This is a genomic window from Chamaesiphon sp. GL140_3_metabinner_50 (genome assembly GCF_025361915.1).
Lineage (GTDB): Bacteria > Cyanobacteriota > Cyanobacteriia > Cyanobacteriales > Chamaesiphonaceae > Chamaesiphon.
In genome coordinates, this window is sequence record NZ_JANYJC010000236.1 from 1 (window position 1) to 16604 (window position 16604).

14 protein-coding genes and 1 pseudogene are annotated in these 16604 nt (G+C 47.3%); 5 read left to right on the plus strand and 10 right to left on the minus strand.

The window, feature by feature from the left end; genetic code table 11:
- Positions 1–97: 97 nt before the first annotated feature.
- The 5 genes and pseudogenes from Q0R35_RS11640 to Q0R35_RS11660 form a co-directional block, all read right to left on the minus strand.
- Positions 98–340: a sulfurtransferase TusA family protein gene (locus Q0R35_RS11640; protein WP_295617982.1), complete on the minus strand. Its 243-nt coding sequence runs from the start codon at positions 338–340 to the stop codon at positions 98–100.
- Positions 341–511: 171 nt separating this feature from the next.
- Positions 512–1657, minus strand: a complete 1146-nt coding sequence (gene dnaJ, locus Q0R35_RS11645; protein WP_295617986.1) for a molecular chaperone DnaJ — start codon at positions 1655–1657, stop codon at positions 512–514.
- Between the two features lie 157 nt (positions 1658–1814).
- The gene (dnaK, locus tag Q0R35_RS11650; RefSeq protein ID WP_295617989.1) at positions 1815–3815 is read right to left on the minus strand and encodes a molecular chaperone DnaK; all 2001 of its coding nucleotides are present in this window, start codon (positions 3813–3815) and stop codon (positions 1815–1817) included.
- Between the two features lie 139 nt (positions 3816–3954).
- A pseudogene (grpE, locus tag Q0R35_RS11655) lies at positions 3955–4563 on the minus strand (nucleotide exchange factor GrpE); the annotation flags it as partial.
- A 511-nt stretch (positions 4564–5074) separates the two neighbouring features.
- Positions 5075–5197, minus strand: coding sequence for a hypothetical protein (locus Q0R35_RS11660; RefSeq protein WP_295617992.1), 123 nt, complete (start codon positions 5195–5197; stop codon positions 5075–5077).
- 149 nt (positions 5198–5346) lie between these two features.
- Between Q0R35_RS11660 and Q0R35_RS11665 the strand changes: the two genes are divergently transcribed.
- The 4 genes from Q0R35_RS11665 (at position 5347) to Q0R35_RS11680 (ending at position 10880) form a co-directional block, all read left to right on the plus strand.
- Positions 5347–7338 (plus strand): GspE/PulE family protein, encoded by a 1992-nt coding sequence (locus Q0R35_RS11665; RefSeq protein WP_295617995.1) that lies wholly within the window; start codon positions 5347–5349, stop codon positions 7336–7338.
- Positions 7339–7495: 157 nt separating this feature from the next.
- Positions 7496–8599: a type IV pilus twitching motility protein PilT gene (locus Q0R35_RS11670; protein WP_295617997.1), complete on the plus strand. Its 1104-nt coding sequence runs from the start codon at positions 7496–7498 to the stop codon at positions 8597–8599.
- A 136-nt stretch (positions 8600–8735) separates the two neighbouring features.
- Complete coding sequence (locus tag Q0R35_RS11675) at positions 8736–9962, plus strand: type II secretion system F family protein (protein WP_295618000.1); 1227 nt, start codon at positions 8736–8738, stop codon at positions 9960–9962.
- A gap of 342 nt (positions 9963–10304) precedes the next feature.
- Positions 10305–10880, plus strand: coding sequence for a hypothetical protein (locus tag Q0R35_RS11680; protein WP_295618003.1), 576 nt, complete (start codon positions 10305–10307; stop codon positions 10878–10880).
- A 39-nt stretch (positions 10881–10919) separates the two neighbouring features.
- Here Q0R35_RS11680 and Q0R35_RS11685 read toward each other — a convergent pair whose 3' ends face one another.
- On the minus strand, positions 10920–11693 hold the full coding sequence (locus Q0R35_RS11685) for an RNA methyltransferase (protein WP_295618006.1): 774 nt from the start codon (positions 11691–11693) through the stop codon (positions 10920–10922).
- 31 nt (positions 11694–11724) lie between these two features.
- Between Q0R35_RS11685 and Q0R35_RS11690 the strand changes: the two genes are divergently transcribed.
- Entirely contained in the window at positions 11725–11898 is a 174-nt protein-coding gene (locus Q0R35_RS11690) for a DUF2256 domain-containing protein (RefSeq protein WP_295618009.1), read from the plus strand.
- A 150-nt stretch (positions 11899–12048) separates the two neighbouring features.
- Here Q0R35_RS11690 and folE read toward each other — a convergent pair whose 3' ends face one another.
- The 4 genes from folE to Q0R35_RS11710 form a co-directional block, all read right to left on the minus strand.
- Positions 12049–12744, minus strand: a complete 696-nt coding sequence (gene folE, locus Q0R35_RS11695; protein WP_295618012.1) for a GTP cyclohydrolase I FolE — start codon at positions 12742–12744, stop codon at positions 12049–12051.
- Between the two features lie 79 nt (positions 12745–12823).
- The gene (locus Q0R35_RS11700) at positions 12824–13555 is read right to left on the minus strand and encodes an SDR family oxidoreductase (RefSeq protein ID WP_295618015.1); all 732 of its coding nucleotides are present in this window, start codon (positions 13553–13555) and stop codon (positions 12824–12826) included.
- Between the two features lie 315 nt (positions 13556–13870).
- On the minus strand, positions 13871–14854 hold the full coding sequence (locus tag Q0R35_RS11705) for an acetyl-CoA carboxylase carboxyltransferase subunit alpha (RefSeq protein WP_295618017.1): 984 nt from the start codon (positions 14852–14854) through the stop codon (positions 13871–13873).
- A 308-nt stretch (positions 14855–15162) separates the two neighbouring features.
- Positions 15163–16194 (minus strand): long-chain acyl-[acyl-carrier-protein] reductase, encoded by a 1032-nt coding sequence (locus Q0R35_RS11710; protein ID WP_295618020.1) that lies wholly within the window; start codon positions 16192–16194, stop codon positions 15163–15165.
- Positions 16195–16604: the final 410 nt, after the last annotated feature.

Consider the following 16604-nt stretch of genomic DNA (forward strand, 5'->3'; position numbering starts at 1 on the left):
CGAAGCCAGGAATCATAGATCGGAAATCCTTATCCCGTTGGCGTACTTGCGAGTTTCGTGTAGTCGTAGCGTAGCGTCTACATCAGGAGAAGTAGCCTCAGGAGCCAGAAGAAACTGAAGCTGCTTCACTACGTACTTGGAGCTTAAAAAAGTCTTCATCCTGAATAATTCGATCGACCGTATAACCAGCCATTTTAAGACTATCGGGTACTTGCTCGATCGGTTCGCCAGCATCGAGCCATACTTCTAACAGTTCTCCAGCGTCCATCTGTTCGAGCTTCATTTTTGTACGCACAAAGTTAATCGGACAAGGCGTTCCGCGTAAGTCTAGTTGAATCATATGGAGATGGGAGGTTGGAGTTCGGAGATGGGAGATGATGAATTTATCACGTCAATGGAGATGGGAGGTGAGAGGCGGTGAATTTGTAAAGTCAGGAAGTTTGGATAAAGTTGTGAATTAATTATCTACTCTGAACTCCTATCTCCCATCTCCCATCTCCGAACTCCCATCTCATTTAAAGACATTACCAAAGATACTACCAATACCACCTTTCCCGACCCGATCGCCACGAATTTTGGCGAGTTTTTCCAGGAGGTCGCGTTCTTCTTGACTGACTTTGGCGGGGATATCGATTTGGATTGTCAGCAGATGGTCGCCGCGACTGACTTCGTTACCTAGACGGGGTACGCCTTTTTGTTCGAGTTTGAGGACGGTATTGGGTTGAATACCTGCGGGAATATTCAACTCTGTGGGGCCATCGACGGTATCGATTTGGATGTGGCTGCCCAAAATTGCTTGGAGATAACTGACTTTGACTTGAGAGAGGATATTAATGCCCTCACGGCGGAATTTAGCATCTTCTTCGACGTGGAGATAGACGTACAGGTCGCCTGGTGGCCCCCCGCGCAAGCCAGCATCGCCTTCTTTGCCAATGCGTAGTTTGGTGCCGTTGTCAACCCCTTTAGGAATCGAGATTTTGAGTTTTTTAGTTTCTTGTTTGCGTCCGGCACCATTACAAGCTTCACATTTGTCTTCAATAACCTGACCGTCGCCATTACAGGTCGGGCAGACAGAAACTTGGGTAAAGTTACCAAACGGCGTGCGGGTATTGCGGCGAACTTGTCCGGCACCGCCGCAGGTGCTACAGGTTTGGGGTTGAGAGCCGGGTTTAGCCCCAGTGCTTTTACAGGTCGTGCAAGATTCGAGGTGGGGAATGCGAATCTCTTTCTCGCCACCAAAAATTGCTTCTTGAAATTCTAGTTTGAGGTCGAGGCGGAGATCTTCACCTCTGGCTGGGCCGTTGCGACGACGTGCGGCTTGTTGCTGTCCGGCTGCACCACCACCAAAGCCGCCGTTAAAGAAGGCATCGAAAATATCTGCGGCAAAGCCACCCATATCGCCCATGTCGCCATAGCCGGGAGCTGCGCCACCACCCGAAGATACGCCAGCTTCCCCAAAGCGATCGTAACGAGCGCGGAGTTCGGGTTCGGAGAGGACTTCGTTGGCACGATTGATTTCTTTAAAAGTATCTTCTGCCCCAGGCTCTTTGTTAACATCTGGGTGATATTTCCGCGCCAGTCTACGATAGGCGCGTTTAATTTCTTCCTGGTCGGCATCTCTAGATGTGCCAAGGATTTCGTAATAGTCGCGTGCCATACAGAAGTTTTATCTTACAAGGAGTGGTAGGAAGCAGAATCGGGGCTACTATCGAAAATCGATCGCGTCGATCGACTTCTATTGTAAAGGAATCAGAACTATTCGATGGAGTATTAACCGTAATTTCCGTTGTGTCTAGTTTCCTTTCCCCGACGGACTATTCCACTACTTCATAGTCGGTAGTTGCTGTTTCATCATCATAGTCTAATGTGAGAGTGCTAGATACCTTTTTGGCTGGTGGTGGGGGTGGTGGGGGTGGTGCGGCGGCTCTACTTAACGGTGCGTGTCGTTTGGGTCGATCGGTCGAATTGTCGGTTCGATCGGCGTTAGAGCTATTACTAGGCATGGTACCTTTTTGGTAAACAGCCGTACCCATTGCAAAGATCTCTTGCTGGAGTTTATCGATCGCTAGTTGGACGTTTTCTAAATTAGCCGATGGTTCGAGCAACAGCATTTGCAGCTCTTTAGCCGTAGTTTCGGCTTGGACTCTAAGCCTGTCGTCGATTAGATGACCGTGCTCTTTGAGGGTGATATCGTAGGTGTTAAACAGAGCATCAGCTTGGTTTCTGAGTTCCACCAGTTGCAATCTGCGCCAGTCATCTTGAGCGTAAGTTTCGGCTTCTTTCCGCATCCGATCGATATCGACATTGTTGAGTCCGCCCGTATTGGTAATCGAGACGGTTTGTTCGCGTCCAGTCCCGCGATCTTGGGCGGCAACCTTGAGAATACCGTTAACATCGATATCGAAGGAAACTTCAATTTTGGGTACCCCACGGGGCGCGGGGGGGATGCCTGTGAGCAGAAATCTACCCAGACTCTTATTATCTTTTGCCATTGCCCGCTCGCCTTGGAGGACGTGGATTTCCACGGAAGTTTGACCGTCGGTGGCGGTTGAAAATTCTTGCCCTTTACTGGTGGGAATAGTGGTATTGCGTTCGATGATTTTGGTAAAGACTTCGCCGAGGGTTTCAATGCCGAGTGAAAGCGGCGTGACATCGAGTAACAGGACATCTTTGACATCGCCACCGACGACCCCCGCTTGGACTGCGGCTCCCATCGCTACAGCTTCATCGGGATTGACCGATCGATCGAGTTCTTTACCGCCAAAAAAGTTTTGAATGGCGCGTTGAACTGCCGGAATTCGGGTCGAACCGCCGACTAGTAAAATCCGATCGATATCTTTGGTTTGCAGATCGGCATCTTTAAGGGCGCGTTGGACTGGTTCGAGGGTAGACTCGATTAGCGGTGCGACCATTTCTTCAAATTTAGTCCGCGTTAGCTCGATCTCCATGTGCTTGGGGCCTTGAGCGTCAGCGGCGATGAAGGGGAGGTTGATCGAGGTACTCATCATGGTTGAGAGTTCGACTTTGGCTTTTTCAGCAGCTTCGCGCAACCGTTGGAGAGCCATTTTATCTTTGAGCAGATCGATATTTTCGGTGGTGCGGAAATGTTTGATCATCCAGCGGACGATTTCATTATCAAAGTCATCGCCGCCTAAATGGTTGTTACCAGATGTCGCTTTGACTTCATAAATGCCATTACCCAATTGGAGGATCGACACATCGAAGGTACCCCCGCCGAGATCCACCACCATAATTTTTTGCTCGGTATCGGCTTTATCCAATCCATAAGCCAGAGCTGCGGCTGTCGGCTCGTTGATAATGCGTAATACTTCTAGTCCGGCGATCGTGCCAGCATCTTTAGTAGCTTGGCGTTGGGCATCAGTAAAGTAAGCCGGAACGGTAATCACTACTTGCTCGATCGGTTGCCCTAAGAAATTTTGGGCATCTTTTTTGAGCTTTTGCAAGATCATCGCCGATACTTCTTGCGGCGTGTAAGTCCGACCTCGGATTTGGACATCTACCGTATTATCACGACCCTTAATACAGTTGTAAGGAACGCGATTGCGCTCGGTTTCGGTGTCTTCCCACCGCCTACCGATAAAGCGTTTGATACTATAAACGGTATTTTCCGCATTAGTTACACCTTGTCTTTTGGCAAGTTGCCCGACAAGTTGTTCGCCACCTTTGGCAAATCCAATGATACTGGGGGTGGTACGTCCGCCTTCAGCATTAGAAATGACGACTGGGATGCCGCCTTCTAAGACAGAAACGCAGCTATTGGTAGTACCGAGGTCGATGCCGATGACTTTTGCCATAAAATTGAGGCAATATTTTTAAAGGATGGGAAAACGGGGGGTGTCGCTGTGGCTAGAGGATCGATTCTCTCAGGAGAGGCTACGCCAACGAGATAAAGGATCGACGCTCCAGCAACCCAGCGGCGGGGGAATTATCGATTTAATTATCGGTATCGAAGCCAGTTGCATCGGCGGTAGATAACTGTTCGGGTGGTGCAGCAACTTTTACCAAAGAGTGGCGGAGAATTTGCTCTCCCAGATAATAGCCGCGTTGCAGTTCCTCCATGACGGTGCCTTCGGGATGTTCTTCCGTCGGCTGACGCATCACGGCTTCGTGCAGATTAGGATCGAATTGTTGTCCTTCGGGACGCATGGGTGATACCCCCAGACGTTTGAGACTTTCGACTAACTGCTTGTATACGCCTTGATAGCTTTTATGAATGCCCAATTCGCCATCATTTTGAGGTTTGATTTGAGTGCGCGCGCGCTCGAAGTTATCGACGACACTCAATAGCTCCATAATGGTGGCGCGTTTGGTGCGGAATTCGGTTTCTTCTTTCTCTTTGCTGCTGCGCTTGCGGAAGTTATCAAAATCAGCAGCAATTCTCAGATATTGGCTTTGAAAAGCATCTCTTTGATTGGAGATTTCGGTTAACTTTGCCGTCAATACCTGAAGTTCGGATTGAGAAGTCGGCGCAGTTTCTGGTTCGACATTGACTTGCGGCATTTGGGGTGGGGTGGTAGCTGCTTCAACATTTGTGGCAACCTCTTCAACTACCGGATCTGGGGTAGGAACGGTTGTAGGATCGAGCGGTTTCGAGCCTCCCGTTTCCGCAGCGGGATGTGGAGATTCGATTACCAATGGCAATTGTGAGGGGTTAGTCTCATCACCTGGATTACTTGGCTGTTGTGGGGTTTCACTCATCATTCATTCATTCTCTATTAACAGACTGCTAGGCAATTTCGATCTGAGATTCTCGGATAGAGACTAAAGCTCGATCGATCGTGTGCAAGCCAATGATTAATTCTTAAATACATACCTTAAATATAGATCTGTAATTGAGGCTAATTCAGTGAATCTGCCTTTTGAGTATAAATCTGATTCGGGTCGATCGCGTAATTTTTAGACATCGGCTGAGATGAGCCAACGAGTCGATAGTTGAAAATCGGCAATATCAACGCTTCTGTGAGTAGAACTAGGGTAGCGATCGGTCACTAGTAGCGTCTGCATAGCAGAACTATCAACCAAATTCAAATGGTCTCACTTTATAGTGCCCAACTTAGACACCCAAAACATCATCTTTGGCAGAAGGAGTCAGTAATAACGAGATCGGCATGGCTAAATCGGCAGCAGATCGAATCGATTTGGCACAAATGAATACATTCAGTCGAACTGTGGGCATACTGTAAGCGAGGGAGCTAACCACAGTAGCGATGACTCAATCTGCATCGATCCAGAGTCGCAACCGTCCGCCATGACTCAATATTTAGCTACTAAACGGGCACCATTCGTCCGCAATGATTTTTCTCCTTTGGGTAATCAACAGCCGCTATGACTCAATCTTCATCCGCCAAACGGGCATTAATCGTCCGCAACGACTTTTCTCCTTTCGGTAATAAGCTGATCCAATCGGGTTATGTCAATGCGGAACAGCTCAAGCAAGCACTAGTTGACAGTCGTACCAACAACCACCCCTTAACGGAGGTGTTGGAATCCCTGACGGGTAAATCTTTGCCTGCGGAGTTGCAGCAGCAATATAAAAAACAGCAGTTATTTGAACTCAAAATTGTCTATGGTTTGAATGCGGTCGATATTAGCTCTGCTCAAATTGACAAAGTTCAAGTTCGCGCATTGATCGATTCGTTTATCTCTGCCGATAGTTGTCGGCAACTGAAACTCTTACCGATCGGCAGAATAGACGGCGATCCGCCAATCCTGACGGTGGCGATGATCAAACCCGACGATCTTCAAGCCAAAAACGATCTCGATAAAATTCTGCGTCCGCATGGAATTGCTTGGCGGAGTGAAGTAATTGCGCCTGAAGATTATCAAAAGCTGCTCGATGGCTATTTGGACGAGCGGCTGCAACAGGATGAAGCTAATAATTCTCAGAAAAATCTTAGTGTCGAAATTGATAATTTCGATGCGCCAGAGTTAGGAAATGCCGAAAGCGAACTTAATGATGAAATTGACGTGGCTGGAGCAGAAGCCGCGCCAGTTGTCAAGTTAGTCAACCAAATTATGGCAAAAGGTTTGCTCGAAAAAGTTTCGGATATTCACATCGAACCGCAGGAAGAAGGCTTGAGGGTGAGATTCCGTAAAGATGGAGTCTTGCGTCAGGCGTTCCCCATTTTGCCCAAACATATTATTCCGGCAGTTATCTCTCGATTTAAAATTATCGCCGAATTAGATATCGCCGAGCGGCGGTTACCTCAAGATGGTCGGATTCGCCGAACATTTGAAGGGCGCAAAGTAGACTTCCGGATGAGTACTCTACCCAGCCGCTATGGGGAGAAAGTCTGTATGCGGATTTTAGATAACTCTTCGACGCAATTGGGTTTAGATAAATTAATTAGCGATTTACCGACCCTCGAAATCGTCCGCGAAATGGGGAGTCGTCCGTTTGGCTTGATTTTGGTAACTGGGCCGACGGGTTCTGGTAAATCGACCACGTTATACTCACTACTCGCCGAGCGTAACGACCCTGGAGTCAATATTAGTACGGCAGAAGACCCGATCGAATACGCCCTCCCCGGCATCAACCAGGTGCAGGTAATTCGCGAAAAAGGGATGAACTTTGCCTCGATTTTGCGCGCCTTTATGCGGCAAGATCCCGACATCATCTTGGTAGGAGAAACCCGCGACCAGGAGACGGCTAAAACCTCGATGGAGGCGGCTTTAACTGGTCACATGGTCATGACTACCCTACACACCAACGACGCGGCAGGGTCGATCGCGCGGCTAGATGAGATGGGTGTCGAACCATTCATGGTTTCGGCGGCACTGATTGGGGTGGTCGCTCAACGGCTATTACGGAAAGCTTGTGTTGAGTGTCGCATCGGATATACCCCCACCCGTGAAGAACTCGGTCGATTTGGTTTATCTGCGGCTGGCGATTCTGTTATCACCTTCTACAAGGCTAACGAACTCAGCACCGATGGCATCGAAACTGCCAAAGCGGCTGGAACTCTGTGTAAAAACTGCAACGGCATCGGCTATCGCGGTCGAGTTGGGGTTTACGAAGTCATGCAAGTCACCGAGGAGCTAGCGACGCTGATCAATCAACGCGCTTCTACCGCTCTGATCAAGGAAACCGCAGTTCAACAAGGGATGAAGACGCTACTGGCATACAGCCTCCAAATGGTTCAAGAAGGTCTAACTACTCTATCTGAAGTAGAACGTGTTACCTTTACCGACTCTGGTTTGGAAGCAGAAATTAAAGCCAAACGCAAAACCACTCTAGTCTGTCGGACTTGCTCCGCCGAACTCAAACCGGAGTGGTTGGATTGTCCTTATTGTATGACACCGAGATTTAGTGATTAGGAGATGGGAGCGGGGAGATGGGAGATGGAAGATAAAGACGTAGAAACTTACTTTCCGATTCCCTTCTGCGGCACAGCCGCTCCTTTTTTCTCCCAACTCCCATCTCCCAACTCCCATCTCTCCTATCCACTATCCACTATTCACTATCCACTAATTTATGTCTGAAATAGCGATCGAAGATTTGATGGAACGACTCGTCGAAATGGGTGGTTCTGATATGCACATTCAAGCAGGTGCGCCAGTTTATTTCCGCGTTAGCGGCAAACTCGCACCAGTGGGTGAAGAACCGCTCACTCCCCAAGAGTGTCAGAAGCTGATTTTTAGTATGCTCAATAATACTCAGCGCAAAGAACTCGAACAAACCTGGGAAATCGACTGTTCTTATGGCGTTAAAGGATTGGCGCGGTTTCGGGTCAATGTTTACAAAGAACGCGGTTGTTATGCGGCTTGTTTGCGGGCGTTATCTTCTAAAATTCCTAACTTCGAGCAGATGGGATTACCCGAAATTGTGAGAGAAATGAGCGGTCGTCCGCGTGGATTAATTCTGGTCACTGGGCCGACTGGATCTGGTAAAACCACCACGATGGCGGCAATGATCGACCTGATCAACCGCACTCGTGCCGAACATATTTTAACGATCGAAGATCCGGTCGAGTATGTGTTCCCTAACGTCAAAAGCCTGATCCACCAGCGTCAAAAAGGTGAAGATACCAAAAGCTTCTCGAACGCACTTAGAGCCGCCTTACGAGAAGACCCAGACGTGATTCTAGTCGGAGAATTGCGGGACTTAGAAACGATTAGTTTGGCGATTAGTGCTGCCGAAACGGGTCACTTAGTGATGGGTACATTGCACACCAGTTCTGCCGCTCAGACGATCGATCGGATGTTGGATGTATTTCCACCCGAACAACAGCCCCAAATTCGCGCGCAATTATCTAACTCGCTGGTGGCTGTTTTCAGTCAAGCTTTGGTGCAAAAGAAAAAACCCAAACCGGGTGAATACGGACGAGTACTGGTTCAAGAAATCATGATCGTCACGCCAGCTATTTCTAACCTAATTCGCGAAGGTAAAACCGCTCAAATTTATAGTGCGATTCAAACCGGAGCTAAATTAGGCATGAATACGATGGAATCGATCCTCGCCAAGCACATTCGCGAAGGCACGATTTCTTTTGAAGTTGGTGTTTCTAAGTCATCTCGACCCGACGAACTCCAACGCCTGATTGGAGCGACACCAATGATGGCGACGAATGGACGGTAAGTAGTGGATAGTGGATTGTGAATAGTGAATAGTGAATAGTCAATATTCTTTATTTTTTATTTCATCAGCCACTATCTGCCATTTATCAGCTACTATCCACCATCCACTATTCACTATTCACTAATTTCCTAAATTTATGCCAACTTTTATAGCTGAAGTCCGTGATGCCCAAGGGAATGTCAAACAAGAAAAAGTTGAGGCTCAAACTGTAGAGTCGGCACGGACAAAACTCAAGAAGAAATATCAATTCATTCAAAATATTCGACCAACTAGATCTTTTGATATTACTAAGATCGATCTGAGCGATCTTGAAGCAGCCATGAACCCGGTGACGGTTCGCGATAAAGCGGTATTTTCTCGTCAATTTGCGGCAATGGTGAATGCGGGTGTGGCAATGGTGAGATGTTTGACAGTGCTATCCGAACAATGCGGTAATCCCAAGCTCCGCAAAGTACTCGCCCAAGTTAGTATCGATGTCCAACAGGGGATTAACCTTTCCGATGCGATGCGCCGACACCCCGAATGTTTTGACAATCTTTATGTGAGCATGGTGCAAGCTGGAGAAGTGGGTGGGGTACTCGATGAAGTTCTCAATCGGCTGGCAAAAGTACTAGAAGACATGTCACGGCTCAAGAACCAAGTCAAAGGGGCGATGGCGTATCCCGTTGCAGTAGGAATTTTGGCACTGATTGTTTTCTTAGGGATGACAATTTTCTTGATTCCCGTATTTGCGGGTATTTTCAAAGGTTTGGGAACGGAATTACCCGCCTTAACCTTGTTTATGTTAGGAATCAGCGGCATTTTAACTAGTTGGATGGTAATTATTCCGATCTCGGTAGTTGCTGGCTTGATTTTTGCTTATAATCAATATTACAAAACCCCGATCGGTAAACTCACAATGGATCGGTTTTTCTTAAAAATGCCAATCTTGGGCGACTTAAATGAAAAGTCTGCTACTGCTAGATTCTGCCGAATTTTTGGTACATTAACTCGATCGGGCGTACCAATTTTAAACTCCCTCGATATCGTTCGCGATACTGCTGGGAATCAGGTTATTTCTAATGCGATCGAGAAATCTAAAATCGAAGTCCAACAAGGTGGGATGTTAAGTAATGCCCTCCAACGAGAAAAAGTTTTCCCATCGTTAGCAATCCAAATGATTAGTATCGGTGAAGAAACTGGGGAATTAGATTCGATGATGATGAAGGTTGCTGACTTCTATGAAGATGAAGTCGAGCAGGCTGTTAAGGCTCTCACCAGCGTTCTGGAACCAATTATGATGGTATTCCTCGCCGGGATGGTTGCGGTAATTCTACTGTCGATGTATCTACCGATGTTTAAAGTATTCGAGAAACTCGGCTAAGATTGCGATCGCAGTTTACTGTATTAACTAGTAGCCACTTATCTGGGTAGAGAGCTAAATTTCATTTCTTTACCCAGATAAGTGGCTAGGCGCAAATATTTATCAGATCTAAATCACATGAAACATAGATGTTGGGCAGTGCCCACCCTACGCAATATAGCAACCGCCAGGGAGATTAGGATAGTAAAACTAGTGCTGTTACAAACCCGACTTTTTGGAAAAGTCGGGTTTGTGTCCTAACCGATATGGCAACTGCTATATCTTATATTTAATTAAGCCCAGCTACTTAAATATCCGCGATATGTAGGAAAAGCTCGACTGTCAACTGTCAACCGATCTAATATGTCTACTTACAAATCAGATTACGAACAGCTTTTAGCCAAATACAGCAATCATATTGAAGCAGTAGAATTACTGAAGCAATATCGTCCGTATCTCGAAATGATTCCGAGCATCAGACGATCGGAAGAAAGTTTGATTACCATGCCTTTACCCATCGTTAAACTGCGAAAAGTTGCCATCGCGCAACTCAACCAGTTTTCGCCAAATACGACCACTTCTAAAACTATCTTACTTCCCTGCGATCTTGCTTATTTAATGTGCGATCCTGAGTGGAAAATTAAAATGGGTGGCGAAATTATTATCTTTATCCATCGTCCCGAAGAAGATTTTTCCGATCTACTAACGCGGTGGCGACAGACCCAAGTATTATTAGACCACGATTATGAATGGGTGATGCCGCAATATTATCGGCATATTATTAGTGAAAGTGCCGAGCATCTTTATCCCTTATTTGTTTTACACCCTCAAACATCCGAACAGATTGCTAAAGGATTGACTGGGGCACATTTACCTTTTGTGGTAGCCCATGTTCAAGCAACACATGTTGCTGAATTAGCTTTACCCGAATCTCATTAATATTAGGGAATAGGGGATAGGAAAATCTTGAAAAGAGATCTATTGCTCAGATCGAGCGATAAGATCGAGTTTAGCTGGATCTAATGCCCAGCGAAACTGACTCAAAATTCCGCGTAATAAAGCCACCTCATTTGGTGAAAGCTGGCTGCGATTGTACAGACGGCGGAGCTTTTCCATCCGGTGTGGAGCTGTATGAGGAAATAGATAGCCGACATCTAGCAATAACGTTTCTAATTGCTGATAATAGCCTTCCACCAATTCTACAGGTGCGACATCCGATCGCACGGGCATACTTTGGACGACTGATGAATTATCCTCAATATTACTCGCACACATCTGCAATTCATAAGCACAAACGCCGACTGCTTGCGCTAAATTGAGCGAACTATACTCAGAGCCAACTGGAATCCGAATATAACGTGTGGCATAATTTAATTCAGTATTAGTCAAACCAGTATCTTCGCGCCCAAATAATAGGGCAGTTGGCTCCGAACTCTCTACCAGCCAGGGTAGAGCCTGTCTGGGTGTCTCCAGTGCCGTCGGAATTGCCCTGTCTCTGGCGGTAGTTGCAATTACCCGCGTACAGCCTTGTAGAGCAGTTGGCAAGTCTGGGACGATTGTAGCCGCCTCTAAGAGATCGATCGCGTGGACTGCCATTCTAGTGGCTTCTTCGCCTAATACTTCGCACCGTGGATTGACAATTACTAGCTGTGTCAATCCCATATTTTTCATCACTCGCGAGATCGAGCCGATGTTTAGGGCACCCGCTGGCTCTACTAAGACAATCCGAATTCGATCGAGCGGTTTACTCACGGTACATTTATCGAGCGATAATTAAAATAAAATGCCAAAAAATCGATTGAAATCCGATCTACCCACTAAAGTCTGTCCGGTTTGTCAACGTCCTTTTACTTGGCGCAAGAAATGGGAAGATTGTTGGGATGAAGTCAAGTATTGTTCCGATCGATGCCGGAAGAGGAAAGGAGATGGGAGTTCGGAGCTGGGAGATGGGAGATAACCAGCAAATACAGCAATTTTTAGGTTTGGCAGGTAAATGTGGTAGGCGGCAGAGTTGAGAATTACAATTTGGAAGAAAGTTAAGCAACCAGCTCCCAGATCCGAACTCCCATCTCCCAGCTCCGAACTCCCATCTCCCATCTCCCATCTCTTACATAAAAGCAGGTTGATGGCGAATGAGATTGAGAAACTCTTCGCGCGTGCGCTGGTCTTCTTGGAATGCACCTAACATGGCACTAGTCACCGTCCAAGCACCGGGTTTTTGGACACCGCGCATGACCATGCACATGTGACTGGCTTCCATAACTACCGCCACACCTCTGGGTTCTAAGACCTCTTGGAGTGCTTCGGCAATTTGACGGGTGAGTCGTTCTTGAACTTGCATCCGGCGGGAATACATATCGACAATCCGAGCGAGTTTGCTCAAGCCGACTACTTTTTGGTTGGGGATGTAGGCAACGTGAGCGCGACCCATAAACGGCAACATGTGATGTTCGCACATGCTAAAAAAGTTAATATCGCGAACTAAGACCATCTCATTGTGACCTTCGTCAAAAATCGCCCCATTGATGATGTCATCTAACGATTGATTGTAGCCACTAGTCAGAAATCGCATCGATTCTGCTACCCGTTTAGGAGTCTTGAGTAATCCTTCTCGTTCTGGATCTTCACCTACTCCTAAAATAATCTGGCGTACGGATGCCATCATGTCTTCGAGGCTGACTTCTTCCGGATCGTGCATTCTGACTGGCTCGCCGTTAAGCGTATTGCGATCGGGTCTGGGATTAATATTCCCAAGTCGATCTTTACCAGTAGAATTACCGCTTTGAGGAGATGAAATAGTCATGTTTAGTCTGAATAGATATAGAAAAAATAAAGGTAATCGAATCGATTTGGTAGATGAATTACGAACGAAAAATCGACAACTATAAGGCTCCGCCGCTCGGCATAATTACTAATTCCTCAACGACTGCACCAGCAGGAGCAAGCACGGCATAAAGGATGCCCTGAGCGACCATTTCGGGGGTCAGCATGGCAGATCGATCGAAATCGGCTTGCACGGTATCTGTATCCCAGAGCGGCGTATTGACAGAGCCAGGACAGACTGCACTCACGCGGATGCCATTGGCGCGTTCTTCTCCAGCAATGGCTTGGGTAAGTGCCATCAACCCGAATTTGCTGACCGAATAAGCACCCCAGTTGGGAAATACTTGTTTGCTTGCGATCGAAGAGATGTTCACAATTATCCCCGATTGACGTTGGCGCATGTACGGTAAAATGCCGTGGATGCACTGGAATACACTGGTTAAATTTAAGTCGATGACTCGTTGCCAATCAGCCAATGGCATATCTCCCATCGATCCGGTATAAGCCATCCCAGCATTATTAATCAGAATATCTAAATTGTCAAAGTCGGCGGCAATGGCGGCAATTTTGGCTGAGACTCGATCGATTTGAGATAAATCTACCACATACGTTTTGGCTGTTACGCCCATATCGGTAACCGAGCTTGCTACTGCTGCTAATTTATCTGAAGAACGTCCGACCAATGCTAGATTTATCCCCGCTTTTGCAAAGGCTAGAGCTGTGGCTTTGCCAATACCACTACTTGCGCCTGTAATTAATGCCGTTCGATTAGTTGTTGCGCTCGGATTCATCTAGTCTCGGAAACTGCTCTGATTCGAGCAATATGTAAAATTTTATTACGAGTTTATTATAACATCGATCTTAATGTTAAGTGCTAACGGCGATTCTCCAAAGGAGAGGCTCCGCCAACGACAGTCGGCTCCAGGCTTAGGATTATGAGAATAATTTATATTCTCTGTCTTGAAAAGGTGCTTTACTTGCGGCGTTTTTATGTCTAGGGTTCCCCCCGAATCAGAAAACGACAAGACAGCGACTCACCTTTGGACGGGTTCCCCGTCAAAAGAGGTGAGTCAAGACAGGGGAAACCCCTGTCCCCGCACTTTTCGCTACTCCCTATCCCCTTCAATAAATACTCCCATCTGTCGGAACTTATCATACCTGAGCGATCGCAGCTCAGTTGAGGGAAGCGATTGAAGCTGTTGTAAATTTTTAAGAATAGCATCTTTAAGTACTTGGGCGGCGCGCACCGAGTCGGCATGTGCGCCACCGATCGGTTCTGGTAAGATTTGATCGAGAATGCCCAAATTTTTCAGATCCTTGGCCGTAATTTTTAGCACCTCCGCAGCTTGTGGAGCTTTCCCGGCATCCTTCCACAAAATTGAGGCACAAGCTTCAGGACTGGCGACATAATAAACAGCATGTTCAAACATCATCAATCGATCGGCTACGCCAATTCCTAATGCGCCACCAGAGCCACCTTCACCAATTACCGTACAAATAATCGGGACTTCTAACCGAAACATCTCTCGGAGATTATATGCGATCGCTTCACCTTGTCCTAATTCTTCTGCTTCTAACCCCGCCCAAGCTCCAGGCGTGTCGATAAAACTAATGATTGGCATCCCAAACCGATTGGCATGTTCCATCAACCGCATCGCCTTGCGATAGCCGCCTGGAGCTGCCATCCCAAAATTTCGCGCGACATTATCCTTGGTATCTCGTCCCTTTTGATGCCCCAATAGCACCACGGGAATTCCGGCTAATTTACCCACGCCACCAATCAACGCCGGATCGTCTTTACCCCGCCTATCGCCATGTAGCTCGATCCACTCATCGCAAATTGCTTGAATATAGTCGAGCGTACTGGGGCGACGGGGATGACGAGCCAGTTGTAGCTGTTGAGCTGGCGTAAGACTACTAAAAATTTCGTCGCGCAGTTGCACGTATTTAGTCTCCAATTGCAAAATCTGACTGGAGATATCGACGCTACTTTCTTCAGCAAGTTCGCGAATTCGATCGATCCGTTCCTGCAATTGGGCTAACGGTTTTTCAAATTCTAATAAAAAGGGCTTCTTTCCAGTGCCAGCCATTGTTTAAGGGAGTGGGGGGAGATGGGAGTTTGGAGATCGGAGATGGGAGTTGGGAGATCGGAGCGAAAAGTGCGGGAACAGGGGTTTGCCCTGTCTTGACTCACCTCTTTTGACGGGGAACCCGTCCAAAGGTGAGTCGCTGTTTTGTCGTTTTCTTATTCGCGGGTTCCCCCGAATAAAAACGCCGCAAGTAGAGCACCTTTTCAAGAGAGATCGGAGTGTGGGATATCTGGGCGACTTGGATATTATCAATCAAAAATCTCCGAACTCCGAACTCCCATCTCCCATCTCCCCTAAATCCTAATTCCCTAGCTCCCAACGAAGGATAAGAGGGGGCGAAAACCGTGCTTGAGGGAGGCTTGACCGATTTGTTCCATTTTCTCGATCGTGATTTGATTGCGTCCCCACGAGAAATTGGTGTGTAACTTTTCAAACTCTAGCAGCATGGCTTCGGCAAAGCAGGCGAACAGTTGCCGAGCGGGGGCATCCATATTGACAATGTTCATGATTTTCCAATCAATGTCGAGGGAATGCTCGACAATGCCACCATTCATCACATATACGCCGGGAGCTTGAATTTTAGTCCCCAAGTTTTTGGGATAGCCACCATCAATCAGCAAACAAGGCTGCTTGAGACTGGTGGCATCGATTTCGACACCCTTGGGCATACTTGCCACCCAGACGACGATATCTGCTTGGGGTAGTGCATCTTCTAGGCTGAGGATTTTGCCATATCCTAGTTCGGCTTGGAGGTTTTGGAGGCGTTCTTGGTTGCGAGCTACTAATAGTAGATCGGAGATTTGCGCGCGGCTGCCCATCCACCGACAGACGGCACTACCAATATCGCCAGTCGCACCCACTACGGCGACAGTCGCTTTTTTTAAATCGATGCCGAGTTTGGCAGCACCTTCTTCGACCTGCCGACAGATAATGTAGGCTGTATGAGTGTTGCCTGTGGTAAACCTGTCGAAGTCTAATTCAATATTCCGAACTTGTTTATTTTGGTGGAGGTCGAATTCTTCAAAAATAATCGATGAGAATCCACCGAGGGCGGTGATCTGAATGCCTTGCTTTTGCGCGTGTGCCATCGCATTAAGAATCTTGCGGATCGCGGCTTTAATGCGTCGGGTTGCCAGCATTTCTGGCAAGAAGCACGACTCTACATAATAACCTTCAATTTGCTGCCCGGTAATACTCGTGACCTTGATATGGTCTACTGTTTGCGGTGGCGCACTGCACCAGAAGTCCAGCCCTTGGTCGGCATATTCTGGAAAGCCTAAGTCTTTAGCGACGGCTTGGGCATGTTCTAAGCTGGTAAGGTGACCGATAAGACCAAACATGAAGATTTTACTAGTTGTGCCTGTTGAGCAGAGGGTAAGAGTGTCAGGGTATCTGCGCTAGATCGAGTTTGACGGTAAGGAGTTGTGTGGGCTGCTGCCACTAACAACTTTGTCCTGGATGTCGATCGATAAGTTGCATGACCAAAAATTAAGCTTCTAATAGTTTTTGAATGACAGCAGGATTTTAAAGTTCCTTTTACACAATAGTACAAAATCGGGACGAGGGATCGCTTATTGCGGTAAGTTACTCTTTAGAGAGATGGGAGATGGGAGATGGGAGGTTGGAGATGATATGGGGGATAGGGAATAGGGAATAGGGGATAGAGAGTAGGTAATAGGGTAAAACCCCCAGTCTCCCAGTCCCCCGTCCCCCCATCCCCCAGTCCCCCCGTCCCCCCATCTCCCATCTC